At 66.8% G+C, this 19,822-nt stretch carries 19 protein-coding genes; 9 read left to right on the forward strand and 10 right to left on the reverse strand.

Annotated elements, in window-relative coordinates:
- Nucleotides 1-46 precede the first annotated feature (46 nt).
- Nucleotides 47-811, reverse strand: a complete 765-nt coding sequence (gene yaaA / locus PX653_RS08385; RefSeq protein ID WP_277417435.1) for a peroxide stress protein YaaA — start codon at nucleotides 809-811, stop codon at nucleotides 47-49.
- Between the two features lie 48 nt (nucleotides 812-859).
- Here yaaA and PX653_RS08390 point away from each other — a divergent pair, with 48 nt between their 5' ends.
- From PX653_RS08390 to PX653_RS08420, 7 genes are all read left to right on the forward strand, one after another.
- Nucleotides 860-1,327 (forward strand): putative toxin-antitoxin system toxin component, PIN family, encoded by a 468-nt coding sequence (locus PX653_RS08390; RefSeq protein ID WP_277417436.1) that lies wholly within the window; start codon nucleotides 860-862, stop codon nucleotides 1,325-1,327.
- A 334-nt stretch (nucleotides 1,328-1,661) separates the two neighbouring features.
- Nucleotides 1,662-3,287, forward strand: coding sequence for an EAL domain-containing protein (locus PX653_RS08395; RefSeq protein WP_277417437.1), 1,626 nt, complete (start codon nucleotides 1,662-1,664; stop codon nucleotides 3,285-3,287).
- The gene (locus PX653_RS08400) at nucleotides 3,284-3,613 is read left to right on the forward strand and encodes a hypothetical protein (RefSeq protein ID WP_277417438.1); all 330 of its coding nucleotides are present in this window, start codon (nucleotides 3,284-3,286) and stop codon (nucleotides 3,611-3,613) included. Before PX653_RS08395 ends, PX653_RS08400 begins: the two co-directional genes overlap by 4 nt.
- Nucleotides 3,610-4,455, forward strand: a complete 846-nt coding sequence (locus PX653_RS08405) for an HDOD domain-containing protein (RefSeq protein ID WP_307731048.1) — start codon at nucleotides 3,610-3,612, stop codon at nucleotides 4,453-4,455. Before PX653_RS08400 ends, PX653_RS08405 begins: the two co-directional genes overlap by 4 nt.
- On the forward strand, nucleotides 4,452-5,903 hold the full coding sequence (locus tag PX653_RS08410) for a PAS domain-containing sensor histidine kinase (protein ID WP_277417439.1): 1,452 nt from the start codon (nucleotides 4,452-4,454) through the stop codon (nucleotides 5,901-5,903). Before PX653_RS08405 ends, PX653_RS08410 begins: the two co-directional genes overlap by 4 nt.
- Entirely contained in the window at nucleotides 5,900-7,225 is a 1,326-nt protein-coding gene (gene nosR, locus PX653_RS08415) for a response regulator c-di-GMP phosphodiesterase, NosR family (RefSeq protein WP_277417440.1), read from the forward strand. Before PX653_RS08410 ends, nosR begins: the two co-directional genes overlap by 4 nt.
- Before the next feature lie 125 nt (nucleotides 7,226-7,350).
- Entirely contained in the window at nucleotides 7,351-7,863 is a 513-nt protein-coding gene (locus tag PX653_RS08420) for a response regulator (protein WP_277417441.1), read from the forward strand.
- Here the strand turns inward: PX653_RS08420 and PX653_RS08425 are convergent.
- Nucleotides 7,853-9,169: an ATP-binding protein gene (locus tag PX653_RS08425; RefSeq protein WP_277417442.1), complete on the reverse strand. Its 1,317-nt coding sequence runs from the start codon at nucleotides 9,167-9,169 to the stop codon at nucleotides 7,853-7,855. The genes PX653_RS08420 and PX653_RS08425 overlap by 11 nt on opposite strands.
- A gap of 429 nt (nucleotides 9,170-9,598) precedes the next feature.
- Between PX653_RS08425 and PX653_RS08430 the strand changes: the two genes are divergently transcribed.
- Nucleotides 9,599-10,780 (forward strand): pyridoxal phosphate-dependent aminotransferase, encoded by a 1,182-nt coding sequence (locus PX653_RS08430; RefSeq protein ID WP_277417443.1) that lies wholly within the window; start codon nucleotides 9,599-9,601, stop codon nucleotides 10,778-10,780.
- A gap of 2 nt (nucleotides 10,781-10,782) precedes the next feature.
- Nucleotides 10,783-11,742 carry an HD-GYP domain-containing protein gene (locus PX653_RS08435; protein WP_277417444.1) on the forward strand — a complete coding sequence of 320 codons (960 nt, stop codon included), beginning with the start codon at nucleotides 10,783-10,785 and terminating at the stop codon, nucleotides 11,740-11,742.
- 134 nt (nucleotides 11,743-11,876) lie between these two features.
- Here the strand turns inward: PX653_RS08435 and PX653_RS08440 are convergent, their stop codons facing one another.
- The 8 genes from PX653_RS08440 to PX653_RS08475 all read right to left on the reverse strand — a co-directional run bounded on the left by PX653_RS08440 (nucleotide 11,877) and on the right by PX653_RS08475 (nucleotide 19,784).
- Nucleotides 11,877-13,061: an IS4 family transposase gene (locus tag PX653_RS08440; RefSeq protein WP_277413673.1), complete on the reverse strand. Its 1,185-nt coding sequence runs from the start codon at nucleotides 13,059-13,061 to the stop codon at nucleotides 11,877-11,879.
- A 150-nt stretch (nucleotides 13,062-13,211) separates the two neighbouring features.
- Nucleotides 13,212-14,315, reverse strand: a complete 1,104-nt coding sequence (locus PX653_RS08445; RefSeq protein ID WP_277417445.1) for a tetratricopeptide repeat protein — start codon at nucleotides 14,313-14,315, stop codon at nucleotides 13,212-13,214.
- Entirely contained in the window at nucleotides 14,312-15,205 is an 894-nt protein-coding gene (locus PX653_RS08450; protein WP_277417446.1) for an ExeA family protein, read from the reverse strand. Before PX653_RS08450 ends, PX653_RS08445 begins: the two co-directional genes overlap by 4 nt.
- Nucleotides 15,205-16,983, reverse strand: a complete 1,779-nt coding sequence (gene mshL, locus PX653_RS08455; RefSeq protein ID WP_277417447.1) for a pilus (MSHA type) biogenesis protein MshL — start codon at nucleotides 16,981-16,983, stop codon at nucleotides 15,205-15,207. The genes PX653_RS08450 and mshL overlap by 1 nt, the downstream gene beginning before the upstream one ends.
- A complete protein-coding gene (locus PX653_RS08460; RefSeq protein ID WP_277417448.1) occupies nucleotides 16,980-17,366 on the reverse strand; it encodes an MSHA biogenesis protein MshK in 387 nt (128 codons plus the stop codon). Before PX653_RS08460 ends, mshL begins: the two co-directional genes overlap by 4 nt.
- The gene (locus PX653_RS08465) at nucleotides 17,363-18,130 is read right to left on the reverse strand and encodes a type II secretion system protein M (protein ID WP_277417449.1); all 768 of its coding nucleotides are present in this window, start codon (nucleotides 18,128-18,130) and stop codon (nucleotides 17,363-17,365) included. The genes PX653_RS08460 and PX653_RS08465 overlap by 4 nt, the downstream gene beginning before the upstream one ends.
- Nucleotides 18,127-18,837 (reverse strand): PilN family protein, encoded by a 711-nt coding sequence (locus tag PX653_RS08470; protein WP_277417450.1) that lies wholly within the window; start codon nucleotides 18,835-18,837, stop codon nucleotides 18,127-18,129. Before PX653_RS08470 ends, PX653_RS08465 begins: the two co-directional genes overlap by 4 nt.
- Nucleotides 18,834-19,784 (reverse strand): type IV pilus biogenesis protein PilM, encoded by a 951-nt coding sequence (locus tag PX653_RS08475; RefSeq protein WP_277417451.1) that lies wholly within the window; start codon nucleotides 19,782-19,784, stop codon nucleotides 18,834-18,836. Before PX653_RS08475 ends, PX653_RS08470 begins: the two co-directional genes overlap by 4 nt.
- Nucleotides 19,785-19,822: the final 38 nt, after the last annotated feature.

A 19,822-nucleotide genomic window follows, 5' to 3' on the forward strand; every position in this document is an offset into this window, starting at 1 on the left:
GAGGAAAACCGGGGACAGTCCCGCAGGGACTGTCCCCCCCCACCCCTCACGCCTTGCGGCGGAACACCCACGTCGCATCGTTCGACGCCTGCTCGTCGAACGCATATCCATCCACGTCGAACGCCTTCAGCTGTTCCGGCTCCGTGATGTGGCGCTCGGCCGCATAGCGGGCCAGCAGGCCGCGCGCGCGCTTGGCGTAGAACGAGATGATCTTGTACTTGCCGTTCTTCCATTCCTCGAACACGGGCGTGATGACGGGCACGTCCAGCTTGGCCTTGCGCACGGACTTGAAATACTCTTCCGACGCGCAATTGACCAGCCAGCGGGCGCCCTGCTCGCGCGCCGTCGCGTTCAGCGCGTCCGTGATCAGGTCGCCCCAGAATGCGTACAGGTCCTTGCCGCGCGGGTTCTTCAGCCGCGTGCCCATTTCCAGGCGGTGCGGGTGGATCAGGTCGAGCGGGCGCAGCAGGCCGTACAGGCCGGACAGGATGCGGATGCGCGACTGCGTGTAGTCCAGCTGGGGCGGCGCCATCGTGCGCGCCGAGAGGCCGTCGTAGACATCGCCGTTGAACGTCATCACGGCCTGGCGGGCGTCGTCCAGCGCTGTCGTCCAGGAGGCATAACGGCCCACATTCAGGGCCGACAGCGCATCCGACAAGTCCATCAGCTCGGCCAGCTGGGCCGGCGAGAACTCGCGCAGCTGGGCGATCAGCTGCTCGGAGTGCTCGAGCAACGCGGGTGCGGTGGTGTGATCGGTGGGAGAAGGCGTCTCAAGGTCGAGACTTTTTGCGGGGGAAAGTACTATCAGCATATGATTCGGGGCCGTGTTTCGAAAACCGTACTGTAAAACGAATACCATATGATACCTCCTTCATCCCCTGCTCTGCCGGAACGCGTCGTGATCGACACCAACGTCTGCCTCGACCTGTTCGTGTTCCATGACCCGCGCTGGGCCGGCTTGCTCGCCGCCATCGAGAGCGGCGCCGTCGAGGCGATCACGCGCGCCGATTGCCGCGATGAGTACAACATCGTGCTGCATTATCCCCACCTGCCGCTGGACGACGGCAGCCGCCCGGTCGCGGCGGCCCGTTTCGACGCGCTGATCAAAGTAGTCGAAGCGCCGGTATCGGGTACGCGCCTGCCGGTCTGCACCGATCCGGACGACCAGAAGTTCCTCGAACTGGCGCGCGACGCCGACGCGCACACGCTCATCAGCAAAGACAAAGCCCTGCTGAAACTGGCGAAACGACTGCAAAAGGCCGGCCTGTTCCGTGTCATCCCGCCAGAGAAATGGGCGCTGGCCGGCTCCGCTCTGCCAGGCGCCTGACCATCGGGGGCGCGGCATGGCGCCGCCAGCCCGGGAGCGGGGCTTGCCGGCCCTGCTTGCGATCCGTGGCCGGCAACATGCCGGCGGACGGCCCCGTCACCACATTGTAGCCGATCGGCAACATCGCTATCGGGACGGCGTCCAACCGAACATGCGGGCTGTATAATCGTCTGCAAGGAAGTCCAGCTTTTCCCGCATCCTAACCTTTCGTCAGACTGCAATGTTACCATCCGGGCATTTGGCGTACAGTCCCGCCGTTCCCTTCGCAGGCTCCGGCCGCAGTGGGGAGCTGGCGCACGCATCCGGCGCATGCCGCGACGAAGAAGCCGCGACCTTGTTGCGCCGCGCCCTTGCCGAGGACCAGCTGCTACTGGTGTACCAGCCGCTGGTGGACCTGCAAAGCGGCGCCATTTCCAGCGTCGAGGCGCTGCTGCGCTGGCGCCATCCGGCCGGCGCGCTGCTCGAAGCGGCCGAGGCCCTGCCATCGATCGAGGCCGCCGGCATGGGTGCCGTCGTCGGCGAGTGGGTCTTGCAGCAGGCCTGCCGCGATGCGCGCCGCTGGCGCGGCCACGGCGCGGCGGGCCTCAAGGTGGCGATCAATATCTCTCCCGAGCAGTTTTGCGATCCCGCCTTCGGCGCGGCCGTGAGGGACTGTGTGCGGGCCAGCGACATGCAGCCGGCACTGCTGTCGCTGGAAATCACCGAGGCCGCGCTGGCCCATGCCGGGGCGAACTGCGATGCGCTCCTGGCCAATTACCGCGCCCTTGGGCTGAACCTTATTCTGGACGACTTCGGCACCGGTCATTCGTCGCTTGGCAACCTGAGACGATATCCGTTCGATGTCCTCAAGATCGACGCCCAGTTTGTCCGCAATGTCGTCACCGACAGCGGCAATGCTGCCATGTGCCGGGCCATCATCGCCATGGCGCATCACCTGGGCATCGACGTCGTCGCCGAAGGTGTCGAGACTGAAGTGCAGTGCGACTTCCTGCGCCGCAACATGTGCGATCACATCCAAGGCTATTTCTTCGCCGCGCCCGCGACGCCGGAACAGATCGACCTGCTGCTGACCGAACAGAGCGCGCTGCCGCCGCACCTGCTGCGCTTGCACAAGCCGCAACGCCGGCTGCTGCTGGTCGACGACGAACCGAATATCGTGGCCGCGCTGCGGCGGCTGCTGCGCAGCGAGCACTATCAGATCTTCACGGCCTACAGCGGCCAGCAGGGACTCGATCTGCTGGCCACGCAACCGGTCGACGTGATCGTCTCTGACCAGCGCATGCCCGGCATGGTCGGCGCCGACTTCCTGCGCAAGGCCAGAGAGCAGTACCCGGAAACGATCCGCATCATGCTGTCCGGATACACCGAGCTGCAGTCCGTGACGGACGCCGTCAACGAAGGCGCGATCTACAAGTTCCTGACCAAGCCGTGGGACGACCAACAGCTGCGCGGCCATATCGCCGAAGGCTTCCGCGTCAAGGAGATCGCCGACGAAAACCGGCGCCTGGACCTCGAGGTACGCACGGCCAACCAGGAACTGGCCGCCGCCAATCGCCGCATGGAAGAGCTCCTGACCGAAAAGCAGCGCCAGATCACGCGCGACGAAATCAGCCTGAACATCGCGCGCGAGCTGCTGCAGCACCTGCCACTGCCAGTGATCGGCATGGACGATGCCGGCATGATCGCCTTTGTCAACGGTGCGGCCGAAGCGCTGTTCCGGCACCACGGCGCGCTGCTCGGCAACGAAGTGGCCAGCGTCCTGCCGCAGTTGTGCGCGGCGGTCGACGCCGCGGCGACCGATGCCGGGGCGGCACCGGCCGGGGATGGTGGCGGCCAGGCCAGCCATACGCACAAGGCCGAAATCGACGGGCAGCACTATGCCGTCGTCGTGTATCCGATGGGAGAGCGGTCGGACTCGCGCGGCAGCCTGATCTCGCTCAGCCGGGCGGCCGCGCCATGAGCGGGCCCAGCGAAATCGCCCTGGAGGATGCCAGCGCGGGCATGATCCTGGCCGCCGACCTGCTCGATGCGCACGGCACCGTGCTGGTGCCGCGCGAGACGGCACTGACGGAGGGGCTGCTGGCCGCGCTGCGCCGGCGCGGCGTCGAGCGCTGCGTGGTGGCGCCTGACGTGGACGTCGATCTCGCCGTGCTCGAGCGCGATCGCGCACTGGAACGGGAACGCCAGCTGCAGCGCCTGGAACGGCTGTTCCGCCATGCCACCGGCGCGGGCAGTCTACTGCTGCTGGAACGGCTGCGTGCTTACCGCGGCGGGAGTCCATCATGATGGGTGCCGACGAAATCATTCGCAGTGTGCGCGACCTGCCTTCGCTGCCGGCCGTGGTGGCCGAACTGCTCATGACGATGGAGCAGGAGGAAATCGATACCCATGCGCTGGCGGCGAAAATCACGCATGACCAGGCGCTGACGGCCAAGACCTTGCGCCTGGCCAATTCGTCCTTCTATGGCTTGCAGTCGAAGGTAACCAGCATCGCCCAGGCCATTTCGGTGCTGGGCTTCCACAGCATCCGCACGCTCGTGACGGCATGCTCCGTGACGGCCAGCTTCACGCCCCGCCCCGGCGGCGACTTCGATTTCGGCGCGTTCTGGCGCCACGCCACGGCCGGTGCCGTGGCTGCCCGTGTGCTCGCACCTCACCTGCGCGTCAATCCGGACACGGCGTTCACGGCCGGACTGCTGCACGATCTGGGTACGCTGGTGCTGGTGACGCGCTTTCCGCTCGACTACCGCCACGTGGCGACCTGGCAACGCCAGCACGACAGCACCACGGCCACGGCCGAGCAGGCCCTGTTCGGTACGGACCACGCCGTTGTCGGCGCGGCGCTGGCGGCGCACTGGAAGTTTCCACAGTCGATACAGATGGCCGTGGCGGAACACCACGCCATGCCAGCCGACGATGGCATGGCGCCGGCCAACCTGAGCACCGTCATTCAGGCGGCCAACGTGCTGGCCCGGGCGCTGGACCTGGGCGGCGCGGAAAACGACCAGGTGCCGCCCCTGTCGCTGGCGGTGTGGAATGCGTTCGATCTGGACGAGAATACCTGGGACGGCATTTTCGGCACCACCGAGCAGCTGTATCAGGACATGTGCCAGACGCTTTCCCCATGACCGCGCATTCCTTGCTATCCGGTGTGCCGCCGGGCGCCGGCGCCGCCGAGATCGCCGTCTCGGAATATTTCGACGGCCATCCGGTGCCCACGTTCGCCATCAACGCGGCCCACGTCGTCACGCACTGGAACCGGGCCTGCGAGCACCTGCTGGGCTGGAGCAAGGCCGAAATGGTCGGCACCGGGCGCCACTGGCAGGCATTTTACAAGTACCAGCGGCCGCTGCTGGCGGACCTGATCGTGGCTGGCCAGGAAGACAGTGCCGAGCTGCACTACCCGGGCAAATGGCGCCGCTCGACGCTGATCCAGGGCGGCTTCGAAGCCGAGGACTTCTTTCCCAATATCGGCCCGTCCGGCCACTGGCTGCACTTTACCGCCGCGCCGCTGCGCGACCACACGGGGCGTGTCGTCGGCGCCATCGAGACGCTGCGCGACGTTACCGAACGGCGCGCGGCCGAAAACGAGCTGCGCCGTGCGCACGACAATTTGGGCCACCTGGTCGAACGGCGCACCGCCCAGCTGGCCGAAATGAACGAGCAGTTACAGGCGGACATTCGCCAGCGCCACCTGGCCGAGGCCGAACTAAGACGCAGCAACCTCGAGCTGACGGCATTGAACGGGCAACTCCTACATGCCCAGCAGCAGCTGATGCAGGCCGACAAGCTCGCGTCCATCGGCCACCTGGCCGCCGGCGTGGCGCATGAAATCAACAATCCGATCGGCTATATCTTTTCCAATTTTACTACCCTGCACACCTACTTCGACCAGCTGCTGGCGATGCTCGACGCCTACCGGGGTGCCGAGGCCGTGATGGACGGCGCTGCGGCGCTGCGCGCAATGCGCGAGCGGATCGACCTCGACTTCCTGCGCGGGGATATCCCCACCCTGCTGGCCGAGTCGCGCGAGGGTATTGTCCGGGTCCGGCATATCGTTCAGGACCTGAAGGACTTTTCGCGCGCCGATATCCACCAGGACTGGGTCTGGGCCAATGTGCATCAAGGCATTGACTCGACATTGAACATCGTCGGCAACGAAGTCAAGTACCGGGCGGAGGTGATCAAGCAGTATGGCGACATTCCCGACATCGAATGCTTGCCGGTGCAGGTCAACCAGGTCATCATGAACCTCCTGGTCAATGCCGCCCATGCCATGGGCGCCGAGCGGGGCCGCATTACCGTCAGCACCGGTCGCGAAGGCGACGGCCACATCTGGATCGATATAGCCGACTCCGGCTGCGGCATCCCGGCCGACATCCTGCCGCGCATTTTCGATCCGTTCTTCACCACCAAGGAAGTCGGCAAGGGTACCGGCCTAGGGCTGTCGCTATCGTACGGCATCATACAACGGCACAGCGGCCGTATCGAAGTGGAATCGGAACCCGACCGCGGCAGTCGCTTTCGCGTACTCCTGCCGGTGCATCAGCACGCCGCCAGCGAGGACGCAGGATGAACCAGAGCGCTATCGCCAGCACCACCACGACCGCCACGCTGCTGTGCGTCGACGATGAACCGAACATCCTGTCCGCGCTGCGGCGCCTGTTTCGGTCCAGCGGTTACCGGGTGCTGACAGCCGAGAGCGGTTCGCTGGGCCTGGAAATCCTGGAACGCGAGCCGGTCGACCTCGTCATCTCCGACATGCGCATGCCCGTCATGGACGGCGCCCGCTTCCTGGCGCAGGTGCGCCGGCGCTGGCCCGATACGCTGCGCGTGCTGCTAACGGGCTACTCCGATATCGGCGCGATCCAGGACGCCATCAACTGCGGCGAGATCTACCGCTACATCACGAAGCCGTGGGAAGACCACGACATCGTGCTGCTGGTGCGGCACGGGCTGGAGCGGCGGCAACTGGAGATGGAAAAAGGTCGGCTCGAGGCGCTGACAGCGCGTCAGAACGAAGAGCTGAAGGCGCTCAACCAGAGCCTGGAGGCGAAGGTGGAAGCGCGCACGCGCCAGCTGAGGGCCGAGCACAATGCCACGGTAGCGGCCAACAACAAGCTGAAACAGAATTTCGTCACGACGATCAAGATCCTGTCCAGCATGATCGAACTGCGCGCCCACAACCAGCCCGGCCATGCTCGCCTCGTGGCCGATCTGTCGCGCCAGATCGCGCTGGCGCTCGGGCTCGAGGCGCGCGAAAGCCAGGACGTCTTCATTGCCGCGCTGCTGCACGACATCGGCAAGATCGGCTTCGACGATAAGCTGCTTGCCACGCCGCTGACGCAGCTGCACGGCGAAGCGCTGGGCCAGTTTCGCAAGCACCCGGTGCGTGCCGCGGAGCTGCTGATGCCGCTGGAGGAACTGCGCGGCAGCGCAGCCATCCTGCGCAGCCAGCTGGAGCGCTTCGACGGCACCGGGTTTCCTGAAGGTACCGCCGGACTGGCGATTCCCGTAGGGGCTCGTATCCTAGCTGTCGCGGCCGACTACTACAACCTGCAACAGGGCGCGATGGTGCAGCGCCACCTTCGGCCCGAGGGCGCCCGTTCGCTGATCGTCGGCGCCAGCGGCACGCGCTACGATCCTAACGTGGTGGCGGCGTTTCGGCAGATTGTCGAAGGTGGCGGCAAAGGCGACACGACCGGTGTCGAGCTGCTGTCGGGCGAACTGCTGCCGGGCATGGTGCTGGCGCGCGACCTCGTCAGCAGGGATGGACTGATGCTGCTGTCGGCGGACCATGTGCTGGATGCCCGGATGATCCAGCAGGTGCAGGATTTCGAGACCAAGAGTGCACGCCGCCTGAGCATTTGGGTGCGCCCGCCCAGGAACACGGGCTAGCCAGCTAGCACGAACGATGCTCAGTGGATGAGCACGGAATCAGTAATAATAGCAATTACTCAACAATGAATCAGCAATAAATCAGCGATAGAATGAGCAATAGATGAGCAAGGGATGAGCGAGAAATGAGAAAGATACTGCTGGTTGACGACGACCCCCATATCCTGAGCGCATTGCAGCGGGCACTGTTGCAACTATGGCACGGCACTGAGCGGCCGCAGATCGAATGCTTCACCAATCCGTTCGAGGCGCTCAACCGCATCTGCGTCTGCGAGTTCGACGTCGTGATCTGCGACTACATGATGCCGCAGATGAGCGGCGGCGAACTGCTGCAGGCGCTGCGCGACGTGGCGCCGGACACAGTCCGGATCATGCTGAGTGGTTCGCCGTCGTTCGACACGATGCTCAGTGCCATCAACGAGGCCCAGGCGTTCCGCTTCCTGCGCAAGCCATGGGACGCGAACGAGCTGGCCGACAGCCTGCACCTGGCGCTGGAGCAGCGCGCCGCGCTGCTGGCTGCGCGCGCGCCCGCCCCGGTCGCGCCGTCGCCGCAAGAGCTCGAAGCGCGCCGGCTGGAGGCGGAGGAGCCTGGCCTGCTGACGGTCCGCCGCGACGCCGACGGTTCGGTCATCCTGTAGTGGGTGGTTTCTGGGCATTTGCGGCCGCCGGCGGCATGACGGGCAGGTGGATGGTGAACCGGGTGCCCTTGCCGACGACCGACGCTACCTCGATACGGCCGCCATGGCGGTTGACGATGCCGTAGGATAGCGACAGCCCGAGGCCGGTGCCACTGCCGACGGGCTTGGTCGTAAAGAACGGCTCGAAGATGCGTTTCAGGTTTTCTGGCGCGATGCCCATGCCGTTGTCGCCCACTTCGACCCACACCCAGCCTTCGTTCGCACCCGTGCGCAGCGTGATCACGCCCTGCCCGGACAATGCGTGCGCGGCGTTGATCAGCAGGTTCATGAACACCTGGTTCAGCTGCGACGCCAGGCAGGTAATCTGCGGCAGCACGCCATACTGCTTCTCGACGGTAGCCTTGTACTTGATCTCGTTGGCGACAATATTGAGCGTGCTGTCGAGGCCATGGTGCAAGTCCGCGATCTGCCACTCGGTTTCGCCCACGTGCGAGAAGTCCTTCAGCGCCTGGACGATGTCCTTGACGCGCTTTAGCCCGTCCATCGATTCGCGCACCAGATCGACCACGTCGTCCTTGAGGAACTCGAGATCCGCCTCGGCCCGCAGCGCGGCCAGTCGCGCGGCCAGCGCCGGGTGGCTGGCCGCAGCCTGCTCGTAGCGGTCGATCACGTCCAGCAGCGTGCCGACGTAGTTCTTCAGCGCCCCCATGTTCGAGTTGACGAAGCCGACCGGATTGTTGATTTCGTGGGCGATACCAGCGGCCAGCTGGCCGATCGACGCCATCTTTTCCGACTGCAGCAGCTGCTCGTGGGCGCTGCGCAATTCGCCGATCAGCCGGCGCTGCTCGATGCCGCGCGCCTTCAGCGTTTCCTCCATCCGCTTGCGGGCCGTGATGTCGGTCAGCGAGCCAATCACCTCGAGCGGCGTGCCATGCTCGTCGCGGATCAGCCGCAGCGAGTCGTGCATCCACAGGTAGCTGCCGTCGTGGATGCGGAAGCGGTATTCGTACACGCGTTGGCCTTCGGTAAACAACTTGGCCAGGCTGGAAAAGATGTTTGGCGCATCGTCGGGATGGATATGGTCGAACCAGAAGTTGGGATCGGCCACCATCTGCTCGGGCCGATAGCCGAGCAGGTTGTAGGCGTTGTTGCTGACGAACGTCATCTTGAAATCGCCACTGGGGACCGTGCAATAGATAATGGCGGGCGTATTATCGACCAGATACTGCAACCGCACCAATGGCGAAGCAGCGGCGTGCGCGGCCGGTGTACTGACGGAGAAGGATTCGAATTCTTCAAATTGCATGACGCCGACCTTAAGGAAGTGGCGGGCTGCTGCCCTCAGTGCTTGAGGCAATTATGAACCCGCGCGGGGGCAGCGTCTACCGGAGTTGCCTGCGATGCGCCTGTCGATTGGCTGTCAGGCATCGTTACGGCGGCGTGGGCACGGGTACGCTGCGCTACTGGCCCGGCCTGCGAAGCCGCCCGCCCGGCCCCGCCGCGCCGATTTCGAGGACTGGCAATGCCTTGAAGCGGCGGACCATCGCGGCTCGCACGGGCTCATCAGCAAGGACCAGACCCTGCCGGCTTGGCGAAACGGCTGGCAAGGCCGGCATGTTTCGCGCCATGCCCCTTGAGGAATGGATGCCGGCCGCAGCGGCTCTGCCGGGCGCCCGCCCCCACCGGATGGCATGGCTGCGCTAGAATGGGCCATCCGCTGCCAATCCGAGCCAACATGTCAGTCACTCTTAAAGCAGTCCCCACCACCCCGGCCCTCCCGTCGCGCCTGCCGGCGGTCGGCACGACCGTGTTTACCCGCATGTCCCAGCTGGCGGCCCAGCATGGCGCCGTCAACCTGGGCCAGGGCTTTCCCGACTTCCCGTGCGACCCGCAACTGGTCGACATGGTGACGGACGCGATGCGCGCGGGCTTCAACCAGTACCCGATGATGACGGGCGCGCCGGTGCTGCGCACTGCGATCGCGGCCAAGATCGGCGCGCTGTACGGCCATGCCTACGATGCCGACAGCGAGATCACCGTCACCGCCGGCGCCACCCAGGCGTTGACGACGGCGATCCTGTGCTGCGTGCACCCGGGCGACGAAGTCATCATCATCGAGCCCGCCTACGACAGCTACCTGCCCACGGTCGAACTGGCCGGCGGCGTGCCCGTGCTGGTGCAGATGGACGTGGGCCCGGCCGGCTACCGGGTACCGTGGGACCGCATCGCCGCCGCCGTCACGCCGAAAACGCGGCTCCTGGTCATCAACACGCCGCACAACCCCACCGGCACGGTGCTGCGCCAGGCCGACATCGATGCCTTGACCGCCATCGTGCAAGGCACCGACATCCTGATCCTGGCCGACGAGGTCTACGAGCACATGGTGTACGACGGCCAGCGCCACGAGTCGATGAGCCGCCACCCGCTGCTGGCCGCGCGCAGCTTCGTCGTTTCCAGCTTCGGCAAGACGTATCACGTGACGGGCTGGAAGGTCGGCTACGTGGCCGCGCCGGCGCCGCTGATGGCCGAGTTCCGCAAGGTCCACCAGTACAACGTGTTCACGACCAATACGCCGATGCAGCACGGGATCGCCGCCTACATGGCCGATCCGGCGCCCTACCTGGAGCTGCCCGCGTTCTACCAGCACAAGCGCGACCTGTTCCGCGCTGGCCTGGCTGGCAGCCGCTTCGAGCTGCTGCCAGCGGACGGCACCTACTTCCAGTGCGTGCGCTACGGCGCCATCTCCAGCCAGCCGGAGGCGGCGTTTGCCGAATGGCTGACGACCGAAATCAAGGTGGCCGCCATCCCCGTCGCCGCATTCTACCGGGGCGGCACCGAGTCGGGCATCGTGCGCTTCTGCTTTGCCAAGCAGGACGACACGTTGCGCCTGGCGCTGGACCGCCTGGCCCGGGTGTGACGATGGACGCCGGCCACGTCACGCAGGGCAACAGCGAGACGTCCGTGCTGCGGGCCCTGAACGCCCTGCACGGCCGGCTGGAACACCAGCTGGCGCACCTGGACGATGCGAGCGAGGCGGCCCCCGGCCTGCGCGCGCTGGCCGCCGACCTGCTGCACACGGTCGACATGGGCCAGGACGTGGCGCTGGCCTGCATCCTCCTGAACCAGATCGGCGGCACCTATGCGGTCCGGCATTGCATCGAGACGGGCATCGTCGTCGCCGTCGTGGGGCGCGGCCTGGGCCTGCCGGATGCCACCCTGGCGGCGATCGCCGCCGCCGCGCTGACGATGAACTGCGCGATGCTGGATGCCCACGACGACTTCAACCGGCGCGTCGCCTTGCCCGGCGTCGTGCTGTCCGGTGACGAACGGGCCCGCCTGCGCCGCCATCCGGAAGACAGCGCCCGCACGCTGGCCTGCGCCGGCATCGGCGACGAGGAATGGCTGGCGTGCGTGCTGCACCACCACGAGGACGACGACGGTTCCGGCTACCCGCACGGTCTTCCCGCGCACGAGATCCCGCGCGGCGCGCGGCTGCTGCGGCTGGCGGACCGCTACTGCGCGCGCGTCGCGGCCCGCAACTACCGTCGCTCGCTGGCGCCGGACGTGGCGCTGGCCGAACTGAACGCCGAGCACGACCCGGCGCTGCGGGACGCCTTCCACCGTCACATCGGCCGCTTTCCGCCCGGCACCCTGGTGCAGCTGGCCGATGGCGGCATCGGCGTCGTCACCTACCGCCCCGCCATCGCCAGCGAGGGTTCCGAAGTCGCCTGCCTGCGCGATGCGGCCGGCCAGGCGCTGGCCGTGCCGCGCGTGCACCGGCTCGCGCACGAGGGCGAGATCGCACGCGCGCTGACGGAAGACGAGGCGGAGTTGCGGTTTGCGATGCGGGCGATCTGGGGAAGTTTGGCGGCGCGATAGCCTGCGGCTCCGGAGGCACCGGGTCTGTCCCCGCATGGGGACTGACCCAGAAGTTCCGGGTACGATCCGACAACGCATGCAAAACTTCGGGGTCAGTCCCCGTTGGGGACAGACCCTGAGCCTTCCCCTCATTTTTAATAGATGAGTACTAGATTAGCCAGCTCCTGCATAGCTTCGCGGAGCTGGCTGTGCGTCAGCCTTCGATACCTGACGTCGGCGAGCCATTGGCGAGCTAAGGAAACGATAGACACAGTTTTCGCGGATTTGGGTTTGCTGCCGTAGCGCATACGATAGCCCCGACTTTGCGCAACGATGCCGATGATCCATAGGGCGAAGCTGAGCAAGGTGCCGATAAGAAGTAGTGCGGCGAGACGCTTGGGTTGGCGTGTTTGACTGTGGCGAATCCCCATCCCCCACCGCGGGTTTTTGAGGTCGCGGAAAGTCTGTTCGATTTGCATGCGACAGCTGTATAAGGCGACGATCTGTTTTGCACGCAGCTTCGATAGCCCTGGTGAGACGGACAACAGCCAGGGTTCGGATTGTCCCTTACGCTGTTTGTTGCTGTGATGGCTGCCGGCGTCATTGCCGAAGACGGTCAATTTCTTTCGCCCTTGGGGCGACTTCTTCACCAAAGTCAGACGGCATTTCACCAAGCGCGATTGGGTATGTTCGAACCGTCCCAAATCGCGTGGGACCTTAGTGGCGTGAGGGTAAAGCTCTTTGCAAGGCTGCCACTTCGTGGTGCCTTCTACGCGAACGGTGTCGAGATTACGAATTCTACCGATCCAATCGTAGCCGAGCTCGCCGAGCATCTGGAACCAAGTCCCCCGAAAGCCCGCGTCGGTGATGATCACTGGACTGCTTTGTGGAGGCAGTACCGTCCGTAGAGTCTCCAGGAAACGATGATGGACTTGTCTGCTGCCATACGACTTGGTCGGATGCAGCTCCTCATAAATCGTGATCGCACGCCCCTCCACTACCACGGCGGCGCGCAGCAAATGCTGACTTACATCCGGCAGCAAATCAGACCAATCGACGATCACTGCAATGCGCTCCTGATGCGGCAGGAGGTGGTGCGCCAAGGCCTTGAAGATGCTTACCCGCTCCTTGGCCAAGTGAGCGTTACTTAGAAGGCGGTCGATGCGCTTGATCCGATAGCGTAGGCTTACTTCACTTTCTAGCGCCTTGCTCATTCCCATCATTGCCAGCCCGCCGCTGCGGGCCGCTTCGACAGCATCGGCCAAGCATCTCCGCCGTTTGGCGTGCATCGCGGAGCACTGATCGGCCAAAAACTTCTGTATGATTTGCTGTGCATGCATGGTCTGTGCCTTTCATTCGCAGTTTAGTCGCTACGAATAAAAGGGCTAACACAGCCATGCATGCGCCGTTTTTGGGATTGAAAGTTAACAGCTTCCGCTTCCGTTTACAACAGAAATTTGTGGGGAAGGCTCAGGGACAGACCCCAGCGGCTACTCCACCTGCCCCAGCTTGCGCTCCACGAACGCCTGCAGCTCCGGCGTCAGGCCGGCCTGGCGGGCGCGGGTGAAGGCCGCGCGGGCGTCGGCGTTGCGCCGCTCGGCCTGCAGCGAAATGCCCAGTCCCATCCACCACACGCCGTTCTGCGGTGCCAGCCGCAGGACCGCCTCGTACTGTTCGATGGCCTCGCGATGGCGCTGTTGCCGTTGCAGCGCGCCAGCCAGGAAGGCGACGTAGTCGGCGTTGGCCGTGGCATGCGGCAGCGTGCGGCGCAGCGTGTCGATGGCGCCCGCGCCGTTCTTTTCCAGCTGCAGACGCGCAAGCAGCATCGCCACCTGCGGCTGGTTCGGATTCAGCGCCAGGCCCAGTTGCAGGTGGCGCTGGGCCTCGTCGCTCCGGCCATTCTCCAGCAGCAGTCCGGCCAGCGTCTGGCGCGCGGCTTCGTGGCGCGGCTGCAGGTAGACGGCGTTCTCCAGGCCCGCGACGGCTTCCGCCACCCGGCCATCCTGCAGCGCTGCCAGCGCGCGGCGGTAGGCGTTCTCCGCTTGCGGCTGCGCGCCGGGTTCGCCGGACGACGGCGCGATCGTGACGGTAGTCGTGCGGGCGGCCACCGGCCGCTCGGCGGGCACGGCTGCTGGACGGGGCTCGGCCCGGCGCGCACGCGGCGCAGGTGCCGGCGCGGCTTCGCCTGCGTCGCTTGACACGGCAGGCGCAGCCCGCACAGCGGGCACGGGGGCTGCGGCCGGGGGTGGGGGTTCCGGCGCGGCGGCGGGTGCCACCGGAGCAGGCGTCGCGGTGGGCGGCGCCGCCGCCACGACGGGTCCCGGCGCGGCCGGGCTGGCGGCGACCGGCGCGGCCGCGCTGCCCCGCAACGGTACGGGCGCGGCAACAGGGGCCGGGACCGGCACCGTATGCAGGAAATACCACGCGACCCCGGCCGCGGCGGCCACCAGCACGCCAACGCCGGCACCGGCCGCGATGGCAAGCCTGCTGTGGCGCGGCGCGGCAGCGACGGGGCGCAAGCTGGCGTCCGCCGCGCGCGTACCGCCCCTGCCGCGCGCATCGAGATCCTGCAGCATTTTATTAATCAGGCTCATCGTGTCAGCGCCAGGGTGATGCCACCGGCCAGCGAGGCGGCGACGGCCAGTCCCGCCAGCCACGGCCAGGTGCGGCGCCGGGTCGTGCCGATGGTGTCGCGCGCGGCCAGCGCCACGTGGCGCTTGTCGACCTGCTGGCGGCCTTCTCCGTACGCCAGCATCAGCGCCTTGTTGGCAACGATGTTGACGAGCCGGGGGATGCCGCCCGTGGCGCGGAACAGCGCATCGACGGCATGCTTGGCGAACAGCCGCGCGCCGGCAAAACCGGCCACGCGCAGCCGGTGCGCCAGGTAGAAGTCCAGGTCGTCGCGCCGCAGCGCCCCCAGGTGGTAGTGGAACGTGATGCGCTGGGCCAGCTGGCGGATCGTCGGGCTGGCCAGGTGCGCGTTCAGCTCCGGCTGGCCGAACAGCACGATCTGCAGCAGCTTGCGCTTCTCCGTTTCCAGGTTGGTCAGCAAACGCAGCGCTTCCAGGCTCTCGATGGGAATCGCCTGCGCCTCGTCCAGGCACAGCACCACGTGCTGGCCGCGCGCGGCCAGTTCCAGCAGGCGCGTCGTCAGCGACTTCACCAGCTGGTGCTGGTCGACGTCGCGCGGCAGCACGATTTCCAGCTCGTCGGCGAGGGCCAGCATCAGCGCGCGCGGTTCCAGGTAGGGATTGGGCACGTAGGCCGTGACGAAATCGTCGCCCAGCATCGCCATGAACTTGCGGCACAACAGCGTCTTGCCGGTGCCCACTTCGCCCGTGATCTTGATGAAGCCTTCGCCGTTGCGGGCGGCCACCAGCAGCGTGTTCAGCCCTTCCTGCGAATGGGGGCTGCCGAAAAAGAAGCTGGTGTCCGGCGTGATGGAGAACGGCACCTCGCGCAGGCCGAAGTGGGCTTCGTACATCAGCGACTCCCGGCCGGGTCGAACTGCTGGAAGCGGCGCGCGGCGTCCTGCATGTCCTGCGTCATGCTGCCGGCGCCGTCGACGATGGTGGGCTTGATCAGCACGACCAGCTCGCGCTTCTGCATGGAGCTGTCCTTGTTGCGGAACAGCGAGCCCAGTACCGGCACGTCGCCCACGCCCGGCAATTGCGAGCGGTCGCTGCTCATGGCCTGGCGCATCAGGCCGCCGATGGCGACGATCTGGCCGTCCTTGCCGCGCACCATGCTGTCCATCTCGGACGTGCTGGACGCGGCCAGCGGCAGGTTCAGCGACCCGGCGCTGCCCAGGTTGATGCTCTTGTTGACGGTGCTGACTTCGCTGACGGACGGGTGCACGTGCAGCATGATGTGGCCTTCCTCGTCGATCTGCGGCGTCACGTCCAGCAGCACGCCGGAGAAGAACGGCTGCAAGGTCACGTTCGGTGTCGTCGTGTTGCCCGACACGTTCGAATTCGTCGTCGTGCTGATGCCCGTCACGTAGAACTCGTCGGTGCCGATCTTCAGCACGGCCTTCTGGTTGTTCAGGGTGGCGATGCGGGGGCTGGACAGCACGTGCACGGTGCCCTGCGACTCCAGGAACGAGATCATCGCGGAGAAATTACTGGTCTGGAACGCCAGCCCGAACATCGTGCCGGCCGCGCTGGCGGCGCTGCCCAGTGCCGTGCCGGGCAGCGCGGAGATGCTGTTCGGCCCACCCGTGCTCTGCACGACGCCGGCGCCGTTGTTCAGCGTGCTCAATGCGGTGCCCGGCGTCAGGATGCCGGCCGAGCCGCGGCTGTTGCCGCCCTGGCGGAACGCCGCCCAGTTGACGCCGGACTGGAAGCCGCTGTTCAGCTGCACTTCCAGGATCTTCGCTTCCAGGATGACCTGGCGCTCCACCGCCAGGCGGGTCGCGCGCAGGTACTGCTCGACGGCGCGCAACTGCTCGGGCAGCGCGCGCACGACGATGACGCCCGACTGCGGGCTGATGATGACGCTGCGGCCATCCTCGCCGCCGCCCACCAGCGCCTCCAGCGCGGCCCGGACCTCGCCCCAGAAGTCCGTGTCGGACGTCGTCTTGACGTTGCTGGCGTCTTCCTGCTGGGCCTGGGCGCCGCCCGGCATGCCGTTCTGCGTCTGGCCGCTGTTGTTGCCTGGCGTCGAGCTGGTACCGTTGGCGTTGCTGCCCTGGTTCGTCGCCACCGTGTTGATCGACGTGGACGACACCCGCACGTTCGAGCTGCCCTTGCGGTTGGCCGTCAGGTAGTTGACCTGGAAGATGCGCGACTGCATCGTCAGCGGCCGGATCGTGATGCGGTTGCCCTCGATGCGGTAGTCGTAGCCGTACAGCTCGCGGATCGCATCCAGCGCTTCCTGCACCGTCACGTCCTTCAGGTTGGCCGTGATGGTGCCCGTCACGTCCGGATGGATCAGCATGTTGTAGCGGGTGCCGGCGACGATCGAATTGAAGAACTGCTGGGCCGGTACATTGTTCAGCGCCACGTTGAAGCGCTCTTCCAGCACGGCGCGGGCCTTCGGCAGCTGCGCCGCCAGCGCCGGCACCGGGGGCAGCAGCGCGGCCTCGACGGCACTTGGCGACGCGGGTTGCGCACCTTTCGCGGCGGCGGCCTGCATCTGGCGATTGATCTCGTCGTACGTATCGCGCCGGGCCGCCGTGTCGCAGCCGGCCAGCGCCACCAGGCAAACGGTGGCCTGGGCAACGGCGCGAATCAGGGGATGCTTGGTGTGGGGCTTCGTCATTGCGTCTCTTTTTTTGCGTTGTTCTCGGATGTTGGCGCGGGTCTGGCCACGACAGCCGGCGGCCGGCCCTGGTACAGCTTCAACACCTGCGTGGCGCGGCCGCGCCGCAGCACGACCTCGTTCTCGCCGACCCGCTCGACCGTGGCGCCGTGGAAGCGGCTGCCCTGCCGTACCATTTCGCCACTAATCACGGCGACGCGGCGCCCGCCTGCCTCGCGCGAGACGAGGATCGACTGCAGTTCCGGCAGCGCGGGCCGGGCCGCGGCCGGCGCGGTGGCCGGCGCGTACAGCGATGGCGGCGGCAGCGTGGGATCGCCGGCGACCTGGGCCGAGGCGGTGGCGCCCCACAGCAGGCCGGCCAGCGCCAGCAGGGGAGTTCTCATAGGGCCAACCATTTCTCGTCCAGGCTCAGCGTATACAAGGTCAGGGTCAGTGTCGCCTTGTCGTGCTCGGTCGCGTCCAGCACCGCCTTGCCCCAGAATACCTGGGCCGGCATGCGCTCCAGCGCTTCCATATAGCTCACCATGTCGCCGTAGGCGCCGCGCAGGACCACCTGCACGCCATGGCGATACAGCAGCGGGCGCGCATTGTCGTCGCCCGCCGGCGCCATGGGCGTGGGCGGCGCCGGCGTGGGGGCCGCGCCGGGTGGCGTCGTCGTCAGGCTCGTCACCGGCAACACGGGCCCGGTCGGATCGACGGGGGTGTCGGCGAAATTGCCGTCCGCCGTGCCGGCCGGCGGCAGCGTCTTCAGCGAGACCAGCTTCAGCCGGCTGTTCTGCTGCACCATCTGCTGCAGCAGCGCGCTCATGCGCGCAGGCGGCACCAGCGCCTTCTGGGTGCTGCGCAGCGATGCGCGCAGCGTGCCGTTCTCGGTCGCCAGCGCGACGATGCGCTGGCGCGCCGCCGCGTCCGGATCGGCCTGCGCGGCCGCCATCTTCTGCGTGATTTCAACGTCGATGGCGGCCAGGCGCCCGCGCTGCTGGGTAATCGCCGCGCGCAGCGAGCGCTCCCGCACGTTGGCCGGATCGGTCACGCCGAAATACACGACAAACACGATCGCGGCGACGCCGCCCAGCGCGATCAGCACCCGCTCGCGCACGGACAACGCATCGATCTTCGCCGCCCACTTCAGCCATTGGTCCTTCATGGCGTACCTCCCTGGCCGAGGGGGCGGCTGCCGGCGGCCTGCAGCGAGAATTCGACATAGGGCGCGTCCACCGGCGCCGGCGGCGCCGCCGGCTCGGCGGCGGGCGTTGCAGCCGAGCTTGCAGCCGGCGCGGCCGGCGCTTGCGCCTGCGCGGCCAGCACGGGCCGGGCGATCTCCACGTGGCCGAACGCCTTGCCCTGCAGGACCGGCTGGCGCGCCAGGCCATTCAGGTAGCCGGGCAGCAGCTCGGCCTGCAAGGCCCGTCCGCGCAGGCCGATATCGGCCTGCGCGCCGTCGATCTCCACGCCCGTCAGCCACAGGCCGCCGACACGGCTGCGGGCCAGCGCCTGGAAGTATTCGGAGTAGCCGTGCGGGTTGCCGACCCGGTTCTGTTCCAGGATGTCGGCCACGCCATGCAGGGCGCGGTTTTCCGCCTCGGCCTGCGCCAGCTGCTGCGCCACGGCAGCTTCCTTCGCGCGCGGTGCGAGCCCCGCCAGCGTCGTGTCGCGGCGCGCCTCGGCCGTCTTGACCCGCTCGTTCAACTTGGCCGCCTCGGTTTCCAGCACCGCCACGCGGCCGCGCGCGGCGACGGCAAACGCCAGCGAGCCGAACAACGCAGCGCCCAGCATCAAAGCCAATGCGGGCGCCGTCAAATAGCGTTTCTGCTTCTGGAAGCGGGGATTGAACAGGTTGATCTGCTGGCTCATGGGGCCCCTCCCGCCGCGCCGTCGTCGCGCAAGGCCGCGCCCAATGCGAGGAAGAAGCCGTTCTGCTGGACGGGATCGCGCAGCTCGGGCACCTTGTCCAGGTCCAGCACCGTGTCCAGGTCCAGCATGTCCACCGGCAGGTACAGGTTGCTGGACAGGTAATCGTGCAGGCCCGAGCTGCCGGTGGGCGCCAGCACCAGCTTGGACACGGCCACGTACTGGAACTGCCGCTCGAAATTGTCCAGCGAACGTTGCAGCTCCAGCGCGATGCGGTCGAAGTGCTGCTGGCGCTGGTCGGCCGGGCCTTCCACCTGCGCCAGCGTGATGTCCATGCGCCGCGCCAGGTACAGCTCGCCCTTGAAGGTGACGGTCAGCAGGCCGCCACCGGCGTCGAACGACAGCATCGCCAGCCCGCGCCCTTCCGGCTCCAGCAGCGCCGAGATATTGCGTTGCGCCATCTCGGCGATGTCGATGGCTTCCAGCGGCAGCTTGGCTTCCGCATACAGGTTCTGGTGCGACTCGACGACGGGATTGCGCGCAACCGCCGCGAACACGTGGTGGTTGTGGGTGGGACCGTTGCTGGCGACAGGAATGTCGATCACGTCCAGCGTCGCGTCCGCGACAGGAAAATCGATCATGTCCTTCAGGCGCCAGCCGACGGCCGTCTTCATCTCGGCGGCCGGCACGTTGGGCGCGTCCAGCGACAGCAGCTGGTAGGCGCCGAACGGCAGCACGCTGGCGCAGCGGTGCTGGCCGGCGTGCAGCTCGCGGCCCACGCGGGTCAGCAGCGCGGCCAGCTCGGCGATGGCGCCAGGGTGGAACGCGCACGCCAGCACCGCCGGCTTGCCGGCGCCTTCGCGCCGCACGACGGCCGCGTGCACGCCCTCGCCCGCCGGCACCATCGCCAGCCAGCCGTCCTTCTTCCTTGCCTTGCGCCAGAACGCCATGCGTCAGTTCCGCTCCACGGTGAATGCTGCCACGGCAC

The sequence above is a fragment of the Pseudoduganella chitinolytica genome (assembly GCF_029028125.1).
In the GTDB taxonomy this organism is placed as follows: Bacteria; Pseudomonadota; Gammaproteobacteria; order Burkholderiales; family Burkholderiaceae_D; genus Rugamonas; species Rugamonas chitinolytica.